At 64.3% G+C, this 13355-nt stretch carries 11 protein-coding genes; 6 read left to right on the forward strand and 5 right to left on the reverse strand.

The annotated features are described in order from the left end of the window. Positions 1-7 precede the first annotated feature (7 nt). The 3 genes from LB513_RS10245 to LB513_RS10255 all read left to right on the forward strand — a co-directional run bounded on the left by LB513_RS10245 (position 8) and on the right by LB513_RS10255 (position 3326). On the forward strand, positions 8-943 hold the full coding sequence (locus LB513_RS10245; protein WP_224663377.1) for a neutral zinc metallopeptidase: 936 nt from the start codon (positions 8-10) through the stop codon (positions 941-943). A gap of 203 nt (positions 944-1146) precedes the next feature. Beyond that, complete coding sequence (locus LB513_RS10250) at positions 1147-2412, forward strand: TCR/Tet family MFS transporter (RefSeq protein WP_224663378.1); 1266 nt, start codon at positions 1147-1149, stop codon at positions 2410-2412. Then, complete coding sequence (locus tag LB513_RS10255; protein WP_224663379.1) at positions 2409-3326, forward strand: aldo/keto reductase family oxidoreductase; 918 nt, start codon at positions 2409-2411, stop codon at positions 3324-3326. Before LB513_RS10250 ends, LB513_RS10255 begins: the two co-directional genes overlap by 4 nt. Before the next feature lie 126 nt (positions 3327-3452). On the opposite strand, the gene carA is transcribed toward LB513_RS10255, so the two are convergent. Further along, complete coding sequence (gene carA / locus LB513_RS10260) at positions 3453-4670, reverse strand: glutamine-hydrolyzing carbamoyl-phosphate synthase small subunit (RefSeq protein WP_224663380.1); 1218 nt, start codon at positions 4668-4670, stop codon at positions 3453-3455. A gap of 275 nt (positions 4671-4945) precedes the next feature. On the opposite strand from carA, the gene LB513_RS10265 reads away from it, so the two are divergent. Then, positions 4946-5395 carry a GatB/YqeY domain-containing protein gene (locus LB513_RS10265; RefSeq protein ID WP_224663381.1) on the forward strand — a complete coding sequence of 150 codons (450 nt, stop codon included), beginning with the start codon at positions 4946-4948 and terminating at the stop codon, positions 5393-5395. 8 nt (positions 5396-5403) lie between these two features. On the opposite strand, the gene LB513_RS10270 is transcribed toward LB513_RS10265, so the two are convergent. Next, positions 5404-6396, reverse strand: a complete 993-nt coding sequence (locus LB513_RS10270; RefSeq protein ID WP_224663673.1) for a murein L,D-transpeptidase catalytic domain family protein — start codon at positions 6394-6396, stop codon at positions 5404-5406. Between the two features lie 91 nt (positions 6397-6487). Beyond that, complete coding sequence (locus LB513_RS10275) at positions 6488-7465, reverse strand: hydrogen peroxide-inducible genes activator (protein WP_224663382.1); 978 nt, start codon at positions 7463-7465, stop codon at positions 6488-6490. Positions 7466-7766: 301 nt separating this feature from the next. Between LB513_RS10275 and katG the strand changes: the two genes are divergently transcribed. Further along, complete coding sequence (gene katG, locus LB513_RS10280; RefSeq protein ID WP_224663383.1) at positions 7767-9953, forward strand: catalase/peroxidase HPI; 2187 nt, start codon at positions 7767-7769, stop codon at positions 9951-9953. A 243-nt stretch (positions 9954-10196) separates the two neighbouring features. On the opposite strand, the gene LB513_RS10285 is transcribed toward katG, so the two are convergent. Continuing rightward, positions 10197-11027, reverse strand: a complete 831-nt coding sequence (locus LB513_RS10285) for an SDR family oxidoreductase (RefSeq protein ID WP_224663384.1) — start codon at positions 11025-11027, stop codon at positions 10197-10199. A gap of 96 nt (positions 11028-11123) precedes the next feature. Here LB513_RS10285 and LB513_RS10290 point away from each other — a divergent pair, with 96 nt between their 5' ends. Beyond that, the gene (locus tag LB513_RS10290) at positions 11124-12020 is read left to right on the forward strand and encodes a LysR family transcriptional regulator (RefSeq protein ID WP_224663385.1); all 897 of its coding nucleotides are present in this window, start codon (positions 11124-11126) and stop codon (positions 12018-12020) included. Between the two features lie 7 nt (positions 12021-12027). Here LB513_RS10290 and LB513_RS10295 read toward each other — a convergent pair whose 3' ends face one another. Next, a complete protein-coding gene (locus tag LB513_RS10295; protein ID WP_224663386.1) occupies positions 12028-13212 on the reverse strand; it encodes an MFS transporter in 1185 nt (394 codons plus the stop codon). Positions 13213-13355: the final 143 nt, after the last annotated feature.

The following is a 13355-nucleotide window of genomic DNA, read 5'->3' on the forward strand; positions in this document are numbered from 1 at the left end:
AGTTGCCATGCTCTGGAGAGGCCGTCGTCAGAGTGACAACATCGAGGACGATCGCGGCGGCGGCGGCATCGGAGGCGGGCCCGGTCAGTTCCGCATCCCGATCGGCGGCGGCGTCGGCGGCGGGCGCATGTCGCTGTCGAGCATCGTTATCCTTGGCGTTGTGGCGCTGATCGCATGGGGCGTATTCGGCATCAATCCGCTGCAGCTTCTCACCGGTGAAGGCGGATCGCTGCTGCCCGGCGGCAACGGCCAGATCACCACCGACAATAGCGGCGGCCAGGACAGCGGCGCCGGCGCACCGGCCAATGACGAGACGAAGCAGTTCGTGGCCACCGTGCTGGCCGAGACCGAAGACACCTGGAGCGGCATCTTCCAGTCGATGGGCAAGACCTACGAAGACCCGAAGCTGGTGCTGTTCAGCGGCCAGATTCGCTCGGCCTGCGGCACCGCGTCTTCCGCTGCGGGCCCGTTTTATTGCCCTGGGGACCGCAAGGTCTATCTCGACACGAGTTTCTTCCAGCAACTCGAGCAGCAGTTCGGCGCGGCCGGCGAGTTTGCCCGTGCCTATGTGATCGCGCATGAGGTCGGCCATCACGTGCAGAATCTGTTGGGCACCATGTCTCAGTTCGAACAGGCGCGCCAAGGCGCGAGCCAGGCCGAGGCCAACCAGATGTCGGTGCGCATCGAATTGCAGGCCGACTGCTACGCCGGCGTGTGGGCTCACTTCACCGCCCAGAAAGGTATTCTGGAGCAGGGCGACATGGAAAGCGCGTTGAACGCTGCCCAGAAGATCGGCGACGACACGCTGCAGAAGGAGACGCAGGGCTATGTCGTGCCGGAGAGCTTCAACCACGGCACCTCGCAGCAGCGGCAGACCTGGCTGGCGCGCGGCTACAAGAGCGGTAAGGTCTCCGACTGCAACACGCTGAGCGGTCCCCTCTAGAGGCTGTCCTCCCTCCCGTCGTCAGAACGATTTCGAGTCGGACCCGACTTCGCGCATTCCGATGTCGACCTGATGGCGCGCATGCGTCAGGAATAGGCAGGAATAACAAGTTCCTCCTGTTCCCTCATTGTTCCTTGAGGCGAGCATGATTATAAGGTTCGGCCGCCTTCGCCCCGGGGCGCATGCAGGAGACCTTGACCGTCATGATCGACCCCAAGACCGCCAGGCGGGGCCTCGCGCTGGTTTTCACCACGCTGCTGCTCGACATCATCGGCTTCGGCATCATCATGCCGGTGCTGCCCGCCTATTTGCAGGAGTTGAGCGGCGTCAGCATAAGCGGGGCGGCGATCGAGGGCGGCTGGCTGTTCTTCGTCTACGCCGCGATGCAGTTCTTTTTCGGGCCGATCATGGGCGGTCTCAGCGACCGGTTCGGACGGCGACCGATCCTGCTCGCCTCGGTGCTGACGTTTTCGATAGACAATCTGATCTGCGCGGTCGCATGGTCCTATCCCATGCTGTTCATCGGGCGGGTGCTGGCCGGCATTTCCGGCGCCAGCTATTCGACGACTTCCGCCTTCATCGCCGATATTTCCAACGACGAGAACCGTGCGAGGAATTTCGGCCTGCTCGGCATGGCCTTCGGCGTGGGCTTCGTTATCGGACCGGTGCTCGGCGGGCTGCTCGGCACGTTCGGGCCGCGCGTCCCGTTCTATTTCGCCGCCGGCCTGGCCTTCCTCAACTTCCTGATCGCCCTGGTGCTGCTGCCCGAAACGCTCGATGAGAAGCACCGCCGTCCCTTCGACTGGAAACGCGCCAATCCGGTCGGGACGCTGTTGCAGATGCGCCAATATGAAGGCATCGGCTGGATCGGGCTGGTCTTCTTCCTGATGACGCTGGGTCACATGATGTATCCGGCAGTCTGGTCCTTCGTCTCCAGCTATCGCTACGGCTGGAGCGAGCAGCAGATCGGTTTTTCGCTGGGCGCCTTCGGCCTGTGCGGCGCGATCGTCATGGGCACCGTGCTGCCTCGCGTGGTGCCGTGGCTTGGCGAGTGGAAGACGGCTGCCGTCGGGCTGGCCTTCACGGCGCTTGGGGCCTTCGGCTACGCTTTCGCGTCGCAAGGCTGGATGGTCTATGCGGTGATCGTCGTCGGCTGTCTCGAGGCGCTGGCCGATCCGCCACTGAGAAGCCTTGCCGCCGCCAAGGTGCCGCCTTCGGCGCAGGGCGAACTCCAGGGAGCCATGACCTCGATCTTCTCGATCACCTCGATCATCACCCCGCTGCTCTACACGGCCGTCTTCTCCTGGTTCACCGGGCCAAGCGCGCCTGTGACGTTCGGAGGCGCACCCTATTTGGTGGGCGCATGCTTCCTGGTGTTGGCGCTAATCGTCTTCGTCACCAAGGTGGCGAAGCCGGTAGCGCGCGCAACTGTAACAAGCGGCGTCGCCGAGGATGCGGCACAGGGATGAGCTGCGACAGCCGCATCGCGTTGACAAAGGACGTTTCGCTATCGCGGCTGGTCCTTGGCGCCCGCCGCCTGCTTGACGGCGATAGCGGTCGGGATGCCGACCAGATCGCGTGGCTCATCGCCAGCGCCATTGATCTCGGCCTCACCAGTTTCGACCATGCCGACATCTACGGAAATTGTGAGGTACATGCGGCTTTCGGGGCTGGAATGGCCCGCTGGCAAGGCCGGCGGGAGAAGATCGAACTGGTCTCGAAATGCGACATCATGCTGGTCTGCGCCAACCGACCGCAAAACCGGCTGAAGCACTACGACACCAGTGCTGGCCATATCGCCGCCTCGGTCGACCGTTCGCTGGCCAATCTCGGCACGGACTATCTCGACCTGTTGCTGCTACACCGGCCCGACCCGTTGATGGATGCCGACGAGACGGCCGCGGCACTTGCCGACCTAGTCAAATCAGGAAGGGTGAGGGCGATTGGCGTTTCGAATTTCACGCCCTCGCAGTTCGAACTTTTGGCCTCGCGGCTGCCGTTTGCGATCGCCACCAACCAGATCGAGATGTCGGTGCTGAAGACGACGGCGCTCACCGATGGCAGCCTCGACCAAGCGCAGCGCCTTGGCTATGCGCCGATGATCTGGTCGCCGCTCGGCGGCGGCTCGCTGTTCACCGGCAAGGAAGGGCGTGAGGCCCGGGTGCGTGCGGCGCTCGCGGCGGTAGCCGCCGAACTCGGCTCCGGTGAGCTTGTCTCGGTGGCCATTGCGTGGCTGCTGCGCCATCCCGCCCGACTTGTGCCGGTAATCGGATCGATGAAGCCGGAAAGGTTGGCGTTGATGGCGAAGGCGCTGGAGATCGATCTCGATCGTCAGCAATGGTTCACTATCCTAGAGGCCAGCGAAGGGCGGCCAGTGGCCTGAGCCGGGACAGGACGTCAAAATTCTCCGCCATCACGACACTGTCGAAGGGCTCATCGCCGAGCGGAAACTGAAAGTCGGTTGACGCGTCACAGGTTGCTCAGGCGTCGACCATCAAGCTCGCTGCGATCAGGCCCGTTCCGCCATCAAATCTTCGCCGCGCTTTTCGCGGATCAGGTTGACGAAGCGGCGGAACAGGTAGTGCGAGTCCTGTGGGCCGGGCGAGGCCTCGGGGTGATGCTGGACCGAGAATACCGGGCGGCCGGTGAGGGCGATGCCGCAATTGGAGCCGTCGAACAGAGAGACATGGGTCTCCTCGACGCCGTCGGGCAGGGAATCGGCATCGACGGCGAAACCGTGGTTCATCGAAACGATCTCGACCTTGCCGGTGGTGTGCTCCTTGACCGGATGGTTGGCGCCGTGATGGCCCTGGTGCATCTTGGCGGTTTTGCCGCCGAGCGCCAGCGCCAGCATCTGGTGGCCGAGGCAGATGCCGAACAGCGGGATGTCGGTCTTGAGCAGGTCCTGGATGACCGGCACGGCGTAGTCGCCGGTGGCTTCCGGGTCGCCGGGGCCGTTGGAGAGGAAGATGCCGTCGGGCCGCATGGCGAGGATGTCCTCGGCGCCGGTGCTGGCCGGTACCACGGTGACCTTGGCGCCGAGGCCCGAGAGCAGCCGCAATATGTTGCGCTTGACGCCGTAGTCGATGGCAACCACGTGCAGGGTCGGGTCATCCTGCTCGCCAAAGCCCTCGTTCCACACCCAGGGCGTCTCGCGCCAGACCGAGGATTGGCCGGATGTGACTTCCTTGGCGAGGTCGAGGCCGATCAGGCCTGACCACGCCGCTGCGCGGCTTCTCAAATCGTCGATATCGAAGACGCCATCGGGCGCGTGCGCGATGACGGCATTGGGCATGCCTTTTTCGCGGATCAGCCCTGTCAGGGCACGAGTGTCGATGCCCGATAGCGCGACGATGCCGCGCTTCTTCAGCCATTGGTCGAGACCGGCGGCGGCCCGATAGTTGGACGGATTGGTCACATCAGCCTTGAACACGGCGCCGACGGCGCCGGCGCGGGCGACCGGGTTCAGGTCTTCGATGTCCTCGTCATTGGTGCCGATATTGCCGATATGCGGGAAGGTGAAGGTGACGATCTGTCCGGCATAGGACGGGTCGGTGAGGATCTCCTGGTAGCCGGTGAGCGCGGTGTTGAAGCAGACCTCGGCGACGGCGGAGCCCGTCGCCCCCAGCCCCCGACCCTCGATGACCGTGCCGTCGGCCAGCACCAGCAAAGCGGTCGGCTTTTCAATTGCCCAAGCGGGGGTCGACGCGGCGGTCATCTCGGCCATGGCGGCACTCCTATCGAGCCGCGCTGCAAGCGGCCCGTCGAGCCATCCGCGCGGCAAACGGCGCGAAGCGGCGAAATCGCGGCTTCCACGCAGTCAAGCTTCAGTTCATGCAAGGCCCAGTACATAGGGGAAGGGGGCAGGCTGGTCAATGACGACGCCAAACCGCCCCGGCTTTTATTTCATCAAGCAATATCAGCGGTTTGCCAGACAGTATCGGTGTTTGCCTTGGCTTGCGCCCGGCGCTATTGTCCGCGCCGACCGAAGGAGACAGCATCATGCGTGGCAAAATCGCCGAATCCCTGAAGACCGCGATGAAGGCGCAGGACAAGCACCGCCTGCCGACCTTGCGGCTGATCCAGGCCGCCATCCATGACCGTGATATCCTCAACCGGGGCTCGGCCAAAGAGCCCGCGAGCGACGAGGAAATCCTGCAGATCCTGGCCAAGATGGTCAAGCAGCGCGAGGAAGCGGCCAAGGCCTTCGACGACGGCAAGCGACCTGAGCTGGCGGCGCAGGAGCGCGGCGAGATGGAGATCATCCGCGCCTTCCTGCCCACGCAACTCGACGATGCGGCTGTTACGGCGGCGGCGCGCGACGCGATCGCGGCGACGGGAGCGGCCAGCCAGAAGGACATGGGCAAGGTGATCGCGGCGCTGAAGCAGAAATATGCCGGCCAAATGGATTTCGGCAAGGCGAGCGGCATCGTAAAGAGCCTGCTGCAGTAGCCGTAGTTTTACGATTCCTTGCACATGGGCAGCGGCTGCGGCGGCGCTGCCGGATGATCCTTCCTGTATTGTTCGATCATCGGCTCGAGGGTCTTGCGCGGCCAGAATTTCGGCGCGCCGATTTCCTTCAAGCAGGATGCATTCCAGTAGGGGGCCGACGCTGAATGGTTCTTTGCGGCTTGCGCAACGGCGGCGATATCGCGCGATTCCGGATAGATATAGAGGGTCGTCGGGTTGCCCTTGACCATCGCGATGATCTGGCTGGCATCCGCCTGCGACCAGCTGGTGCAGCCATTGCTGCGTCCGCCGGCATAGTCCACCAGCTTGCCGAAAGGCACCAGACCGTCACGGTCGGCGTAGGAGCTGTTCGGATTCTTGCGCATGCAGGTGGCGCGCAGCACTTGGGCCGCGTGGCCGCCGATCACCCGCGGCCTGGCGTTCGCGGCCTCGCCTTCGCCATCGAACTGGATGAAGGTGCGCAGGAAAGCGGCGTCCTTTTTTGCGCCTGCGCGATAGAAGCCCTTGAACGAGGTTTTCGCCTCGCGGGTGATGTAGGCACCGCCGGCCGTCAAGGACGAATCCATGGCATTGCCGAAGTTCTTCGCGCACCGTTTGCCATTTGAGAAATCGACGACCCCTTTCAAATTCCGTCCGCTGCCGTGACCGGACGAAATCGCGCGAAACGAATGGTCGGCTTCGCACATGACGTAGTAACGGCGCCCAAGCACGCCGTTGCCCAAATCGCTGGGGCGAGTCGCATCCATGGCAAAGTAGCAGGGGTTGCTGACGGCGCCCTGCGCGACCTTCTTCAGGTACAGCGCGCGCGCCCGTTCCAGCACCACCTGGCTGATCTGGCCGTCGCCGTCGCCGACATGGGCCTGCAGCCAGGCCGGTATGCCGGATGGCTGCAGCGCGGCGAAGGACCTTGCCGACGCCGTCAGCACCATGAAGGCGACGAGAAGGGTGGCGACGACACCCAGCGGAACAGATACCAACCGCAATGGACCGGTGCTCATTTCGAAGGACGATTGTGATTCCAATCATAAATCGTCGCGCGCCGGACGGCGACACACATCTTGTTCAACGCCTGATTCAGGTTGGCGATCTGCCCGACCCTGCCGAGCGACCGCCCATGGAGCGGCGGGCCGAGGGGAGCGGTTTTTTATTGTGCTGCAGGCGCGTGGTCTCGGCCGAGTTGCGAACCACATCGGCAATTTGCAGGAGCTGCCTGGCGATCGGGCTCGTCTTGCGCCAGATCATGCCGATCGTCCGCGACGGCTGGGGATCGGCGAAGCGGGCTATCGAAACGGATGCGGAGCGGGTCTCGACGGGCACGGCCATTTCCGGGATCAAGGTGACGCCAACGCCGGCGCCGACCATCTGGACCAGGGTGGACAGCGAACTGCCGTCCAGCAATTCGCGTGGCCGCACCGAATGCATGTTGCAGAACGACAGGGCCTGGTCGCGAAAACAATGGCCTTCCTCGAGCAGAAGCAGCCGCATCTCGCGCAGCATTTCGCGGTTGGGCACCGGCTTGCCTTCGTCCTCGCCGGGGCGGACCAGCACGAAGTCCTCGGTGAACAGCATGATTTCCGTCAATGACGGTTCCGACACCGGCAGGGCGACGATGGCAGCGTCGAGCCGGCCGTCGGCCAGTTCCTGGATCAGCTTCTGCGTCTGCGTCTCGCGCACATGGATATCGAGACCGTCATGAATGCGCGCGAGGTTGCCGATGATGGCGGGCAGAAGGTAGGGCGCAATCGTCGGAATCACGCCGATGCGCAGCCGTCCCACCAGATGGTCGCGGGAGGCGCGCGCCAGATCCGTCAGCTCGTCCACGGAGCGCAGGATGTCGCGGACCCGAGGAGCGAAGGCCTCGCCGAAATTTGTCAGCCGGACCTGGCGCGGACCTCTTTCGAACAGCTCGGAACCCAGCGTTTCCTCCAATTCCCTGATCTGCACCGAGATGGCGGGCTGCGAGATCGCGCACGCATCCGCCGCACGCCCGAAATGGCTGTGCCGCGCCAGCGCCTCGAAATAGCGCAGCTGCTTCAGCGTCAGATTTGTCATAATGTCATCTTATCGCTGTAATCAGGAAATCCAACTTAAAATAATCGGTTTGTACTGTTATAGGGACTCTGAGGGAGACCAGAGCTGCCGGTGTCACGACGCCCCGCACGTGTGCGAGCGGGCGATGCGACACGGTTTTGGGACCGTCTTTGTCCAGGGCACGCTCGCCGCAGCAGGACATTCGCATATTCGAGCTCCTTACCGCCCGGCCGGCGATGGAGCGGACCTATCCAAGGGCATCGAGCCCTTGTTCACGCAGCGGTTGGCACGACGCTCAACACAGCCACGATCGGAGACTATCATGGACGCACATACGGATGATCCCAGCACGGGCAAATGCCCGGTCGTGCACAGCGCCGTCGGTCGGATCAACCGCGATTGGTGGCCCAATCAGGTCAACGTCCAGGTTCTTCATCAGCAGTCGCCCTTGTCCGATCCGATGGGCGAGGCGTTCGATTATGCCGAGCAATTCAAGAGCCTCGATCTTGATGCCGTGATCAAGGATTTACACGCGCTGATGACGGATTCGCAGGAATGGTGGCCGGCCGATTTCGGCCATTACGGGCCCTTGTTCGTGCGCATGGCGTGGCACAGCGCCGGCACTTACCGGATCGCCGACGGCCGGGGCGGCGCCGGGGCGGGTCAGCAGCGTTTTGCGCCGCTGAACAGCTGGCCTGATAACGTCAATCTCGACAAGGCCCGCCGGTTGTTGTGGCCGATCAAGCAGAAGTACGGCCGCAAGATATCCTGGGCCGACCTGATGATCCTCACCGGCAATGTCGCGCTGGAATCGATGGGCTTCAAGACTTTCGGCTTCGCCGGCGGCCGCGCCGATGTCTGGGAACCCGAGCAGGACATCTACTGGGGTCCGGAAGGCAAGTGGCTGGCCGACGAGCGCTACAGCGGCGACCGCGATCTGCAGAGCCCGCTCGGCGCCGTGCAGATGGGCCTGATCTACGTCAATCCCGAAGGGCCGAACGGCAAACCCGATCCGCTGGCTTCGGCGCGCGATATCAGGGACACGTTCGGGCGCATGGCTATGAATGACGAAGAGACCGTCGCGCTCATCGCCGGCGGTCATACATTCGGCAAGACGCATGGCGCCGGCGACGCGGCGCTGGTGGAGGAGGAACCGGAAGGCGCCGACATCGAGCAGCAGGGGCTGGGCTGGGCGAGCAGGTTCGGCAGCGGCAAGGGCGGCGATACGATCAGCAGCGGCCTGGAGGTGACTTGGACCACGACGCCGACAAAGTGGAGCAACGACTTTTTCGACAATCTGTTCGGTTTCGATTGGGAATTGACCAAGAGCCCCGCCGGCGCGCACCAGTGGACGCCGAAGGGCGGCGCCGGTGCCGGCACCGTGCCGGACGCGCACAATGCGGCCAAGCGCCATGCGCCCTCCATGCTGACCAGCGATCTGGCCCTGCGCTTCGATCCTTCCTATGAGACGATCTCGCGGCGCTTCCACGAGAACCCGGACCAGTTCGCGGACGCTTTCGCCCGCGCCTGGTACAAGCTAACCCACCGCGACATGGGGCCGGTGGCACGCTATCTCGGCCCGCTCGTGCCCAAGGAAGAACTGCCCTGGCAGGACATTATTCCGGCAGTAGACCATGTGCTGATCGACGAGCAGGACGCCGAGGCGCTCAAGGCCCGGATCCTGGAGTCCGGCCTCTCGGTCTCGCAGCTTGTATCTGCGGCGTGGGCTTCGGCCTCGACCTTCCGCGGTTCCGACAAGCGCGGCGGCGCCAATGGCGCGCGCATCCGTCTCAGCCCGCAAAAGGACTGGGCCGTCAACCAGCCGGCGGAACTCGCCAAGGTGCTCGAGCAACTGGAAGCGATCGCCAACGACTTCAACGCATCGCAGACCGGGAACAAGAAGGTCTCGCTGGCCGACCTGATCGTTCTGGGCGGCAATGCGGCCATCGAGAAGGCCGCCGGACACAGCGTGGAAGTTCCCTTCTGGCCGGGTCGCATGGACGCCTCGCAGGCGCAGACGGATATCCACTCCTTCGCGCCGCTCGAGCCGACCGTCGACGGCTTCCGCAACTATGTCAGCGGCAAGCAGCGGTTGACCGTCGAGGAGGCGCTGGTCGACCGCGCCCAATTGCTGACGCTGACGGCGCCGGAAATGACGGTCCTGGTCGGTGGCCTGCGCGTTCTCGGCGTCAATGCCGGGCAGTCGAAGCACGGCGTCTTCACCAACCAGCCGGGGACGCTGAGCAACGACTTCTTCCTCAACCTGCTGGACATGGGCACGGAGTGGAAAGCGACCTCCGACGCCAAGGACGTGTTCGAAGGCCGCGACCGCAAGACCGGCGACGTGAAGTGGACCGGCACCCGCGCCGACCTCATCTTCGGCTCGCATTCGCAGTTGCGGGCGCTGGCCGAAGTCTACGCGACAGCGGACGCGAAGGCGAAATTCAAGAGGGATTTCGTAGTGGCCTGGACCAAGGTGATGAACGCCGACCGCTTCGACATCGCCTGAGTTCGCACAGTCCGGCGCGGCATGCGCCGGCCAAGAACTTCCGTCCTCCCAAGGACACAAGCAGGGCCGCGTTTCCAGCGATGGAACGCGGCTTTGCCGTAAATAAGGACGGGTCGGGCTGTCCCTCTATCCTCGACCGTGGTGGTCGGCGCACAGCGCGATGCGCGACGAGCCGAGGCCGGATGCGGCCGCGGCAATCGCGGCGCTGAAGGCGCAGGTATCCCTCGAGGCCGATCCCCCCAATCAGGCGTCGATGTCCATCGCCAGTGCGATGCCCTTTTGTGCCTCCAGTTCCGCCAGCCTGCCTTGGAGCGCGTCGCGGATCGAGGCGTAGGCCGTCGCGCCAAAGGTCAGTCGTCGTGGCGCGGAATCCTGCGCCACGGAGGCGATCATCGCCTCGACCATCTTGGCGGGATCGCCCTTGAGCTCGAAAGAGCCCTCGGAGAAAGCCCGGCGCAAGTCGCCGACGGGCGTGTTCGCATAGTCATTGACGGGCTTGGCACTGACCAGGCTGCCGCCGAAGTTCGTAGATGTCGGGCCAGGCTCGACGAGCGTCATGCCGATGCCGAAGGGTGCGACCTCCTGCCGAACGGATTCCACGAAGCCTTCGATGCCCCATTTGGTGGCGTGATAGAGGCTGAAGCCGGGATAGGCCATCTGTCCGCCCTCCGAGGAGACTTGTAATATCCGGCCGCCTCCCTGGCGCCTCAGATGCGGCAAGGCTGCCCGGATCAGCTGGATGGAGCCGATGAGGTTGGTGTCGATCACGTCGCGGATCTGGTCTTCGCCCAACTCCTCGGCGGCGCCGAACAGGCCGTAGCCGGCATTGCTGACGATGACGTCGATGCGGCCAAGCTCGGCAAAGGCCTTGTCGATCGCTGCCCGGATCGCGTCGCTGTCGGTCATCTCGAGCGAGGTGATCCACAGGCGATCGCCATGCGATGCCTGCAGATCGGCGAGCGCCTGTGGCTTGCGCACGGTGGCGGCGACACGGTCGCCGCGCGCCAGCAGCCTTTCGGTGAGAAGCCTGCCGAAACCGGAGGAGGTGCCGGTGATGAACCATGTCCTGGTCATGGGATATGTCCTTTCATTGTTGACTTCGCCCAAGACTACGCTTCCCAATTCATGATACTATCCGTTCAGTTTTGCATGACTTGATGAAGATATCCCATGAATGGCAGGCCCGGACTCCCGGAGTTGACGGCGCTCACCGCGATCGTCTCGCATCGCAGCTTTCGCAAGGCAGCCGACGATCTCGGGCTTTCCCCCTCGACGCTCAGCCACATGATGCGGACGCTGGAGCGGGACATCGGCGTGCGCCTGCTCAACCGCACGACGCGCAGCGTGGCACCCACCGAGGCAGGCGAGCGGCTGGTCACGCGCTTGCAGCCGCTGCTGTCGGATATCGATGCGGCCCTGGCCGAGGTCGATGATCTTCGCGGCCTCGCGTCAGGCACGCTGCGGATCAACACCAGCGAGATCGGCGCCCGGCTGCTGCTCGGCTCCGTGGTGCCGGCATTTCTGGCGCGCTACCCGAAGCTCTCGCTCGATCTCGTCACCGAGGGCAGGCTGGTCGATATCGTCGCCGAAGGCTTCGACGCCGGCATCCGCCTGGGCGAGGCCGTGCCACGGGACATGATCGCCGTGCGCTTCGGCGGGCCGGCACGCTTCATTGCCGTCGCATCGCCGGCCTACCTTGCCGGTCGACCGGCTCCGAAGGTGCCGGATGATCTGAGGGCTCACACCTGCATCCGGTTCCGGCTGCCGAGCGGCAAGCTCTATCGATGGGAGTTCGAAAGACATGGCCAGGAGATCGCCATCGATGTCCCCGGCGCACTGACGCTGGACACGATGGAGCTGATGGCCGAGGCGGCCGCCCGCGGCATGGGGATCGCCTATCTCTCGGACAAAGCCGCGAAGCCGTATTTCGAGCGGGGCGAGCTCGTTCAGGTGCTCGACGACTGGTCTCCGCCCATTCCCGGCCTGTTCCTCTATTATCCAGGCCACCGGCTGGTGCCGCCGGCGCTTCGCGCCTTCATCGATGTGTTGAAGGAGGCGAAGGGATAAGAGCCGACTACTCCGCCAGGGCCGGCTGCGGCGGCGTCGCTTTTGCGCGCCCCTCCCAGATATAGGAGGCCAGCGCCACCACGACTGCAACCAGCATGGCGATGGCGCCCAGCATCGGCAGGCTGCGGTAGCCATAGCCGGCATTCAGCATCGCGGCGCCTAGCGAGGCTGCCAGCGCGATGCCGACATTGAAGCCCGACGGGATCAACGACGAGGCCAGGTTGGAGGCATCCGCCGTCCAGGACAGGATGCGGGTCTGGATCGGGGTGCCGATGGCGAAGTTGAGGCCGCCCCAGACGGTGATCGCCGCGACCATCGGCACAGGGTAGGGGCTGACGGCATAGATGACGGCGAGTGTGGCTGCCTGCAGGGCAAGCATGATGATCAATGACGGCATCAGCTTCCAGTCGGAGAGCCTGCCGCCCAGGAAGACGCCAAGCGTGGCGCCGACACCGTTGAGCAGCAGCACCCATGGCACGAGATCCTCGTCCAGCCCGGTCACCTCCAGCAAGGTCGGGGTGATGTAGGTGAACAGGCCGAACTGGCCGATCATCAGCATCAGCATGAGGATCAGCGAGGTCCACACCTGCTGGCGCGCCAGCACGCGGACCTCGCTGGCGAAGGCGGCGGGCTTTGCCTGACATCCCGTTGTGCGCGGCAGCAGGATCGCCATGGCCAGCGTTGCCGCCACGCCCAGTCCGCACATCACCCAGAAGGTGGCACGCCAGCCCCAGATGGTGCCGATCGCGGTGCCGGCGGGCACGCCGATGACGTTGGAGACGGTGAGGCCGGACAGGATGATCGCCACCGCCATGCCGCGCTGGTCTTGGCGCACCAGGCCGACGGCAACCACCATGGCGATGCCGAAATAGGCCCCATGCGCAACCGCCACGGCAATGCGCAACAGCAGCATCGAGGTGAAATCCGGCGCCAGCGCGCAGGCCGCCTGGCCGATGGTGAAGGCGATGGCGAGCCCGAGCAGCAGGGTCTTGCGCGACAGCGATTTGGTGGCAAGCGTCAGCAGCGGGCCGCCGATGGCGATGCCGCAGGCATAGCCCGAAACAAGATAGCCCGATGTCGGAACGGAAACGCCAAGCCCCTGCGCCACCTGCGGCAGCACGCCGGCTATGACGAATTCGGTGGTGCCGAAGGCGAAGGCAGCAATGAACAGGGCGATGAGCGGCAGCGACATGAAACGGCCTTGGCTGGGAACGGCCTCAAACCACGGATGGATGCGGGGAGCAATCCAGAAATTTTGGACGCGGGTTTAGGTTTTCTTGAGTGGAGGAGTGCGAGGCAGTGACGAGCCAATCTCCCCCTTCGTCGAGGAGATTG

Source organism: Mesorhizobium sp. ES1-1 (assembly GCF_020164785.1).
Taxonomy (GTDB): Bacteria; Pseudomonadota; Alphaproteobacteria; order Rhizobiales; family Rhizobiaceae; genus Mesorhizobium.

Bases quoted from the DNA above. Each gene is read 5' to 3' on its own strand.
- LB513_RS10245 (WP_224663377.1), top strand. From the start codon at position 8: ATGCTCTGGAGAGGCCGTCGTCAGAGTGACAACATCGAGGACGATCGC.
- LB513_RS10250 (WP_224663378.1), top strand. From the start codon at position 1,147: ATGATCGACCCCAAGACCGCCAGGCGGGGCCTCGCGCTGGTTTTCACC.
- LB513_RS10255 (WP_224663379.1), top strand. From the start codon at position 2,409: ATGAGCTGCGACAGCCGCATCGCGTTGACAAAGGACGTTTCGCTATCG.
- carA (WP_224663380.1), bottom strand. From the start codon at position 4,670: ATGGCCGAGATGACCGCCGCGTCGACCCCCGCTTGGGCAATTGAAAAG.
- LB513_RS10265 (WP_224663381.1), top strand. From the start codon at position 4,946: ATGCGTGGCAAAATCGCCGAATCCCTGAAGACCGCGATGAAGGCGCAG.
- LB513_RS10275 (WP_224663382.1), bottom strand. From the start codon at position 7,465: ATGACAAATCTGACGCTGAAGCAGCTGCGCTATTTCGAGGCGCTGGCG.
- katG (WP_224663383.1), top strand. From the start codon at position 7,767: ATGGACGCACATACGGATGATCCCAGCACGGGCAAATGCCCGGTCGTG.
- LB513_RS10285 (WP_224663384.1), bottom strand. From the start codon at position 11,027: ATGACCAGGACATGGTTCATCACCGGCACCTCCTCCGGTTTCGGCAGG.
- LB513_RS10290 (WP_224663385.1), top strand. From the start codon at position 11,124: ATGAATGGCAGGCCCGGACTCCCGGAGTTGACGGCGCTCACCGCGATC.
- LB513_RS10295 (WP_224663386.1), bottom strand. From the start codon at position 13,212: ATGTCGCTGCCGCTCATCGCCCTGTTCATTGCTGCCTTCGCCTTCGGC.